The sequence below is a fragment of the Mesorhizobium sp. M4B.F.Ca.ET.203.01.1.1 genome, assembly GCF_004791025.1.
GTDB classification, from domain to species: Bacteria; Pseudomonadota; Alphaproteobacteria; order Rhizobiales; family Rhizobiaceae; genus Mesorhizobium; species Mesorhizobium abyssinicae.
The window spans coordinates 1-289 of record NZ_SRUO01000264.1; the positions used below are offsets into that span (position 1 = coordinate 1).

1 protein-coding gene is annotated in these 289 nt (G+C 66.1%); it reads left to right on the forward strand.

Annotation, left to right across the window (positions count from 1 at the left end; translation table 11 throughout):
- The coding region (locus EN846_RS34610; protein ID WP_135928166.1) for an aminotransferase class V-fold PLP-dependent enzyme at nt 1-289 on the forward strand (289 nt) is incomplete at both ends.

Consider the following 289-nt stretch of genomic DNA (forward strand, 5'->3'; position numbering starts at 1 on the left):
CGAGTTCCGTGATGTGCCGGATACCGGCGATGTGCCGCTGGTGGCGGACTTCAGCTCGTCCATCGCCAGCGAGCCGCTGGATGTACGCCGCTACGGTGTGATCTATGCCGGCGCGCAGAAGAACCTGGGCCCGGTCGGCATCGCAGTGATGATCGTCCGCCGCGATCTGCTCGAGCGCACTGGCCAGCCGCGCGCGGACATCTTCGATTACCGCTCGCACGTCGCCCGCGATTCGATGCTCAACACCCCGCCGACCTGGAACTGGTACCTGGCCGGCCTGGTGTTCAAG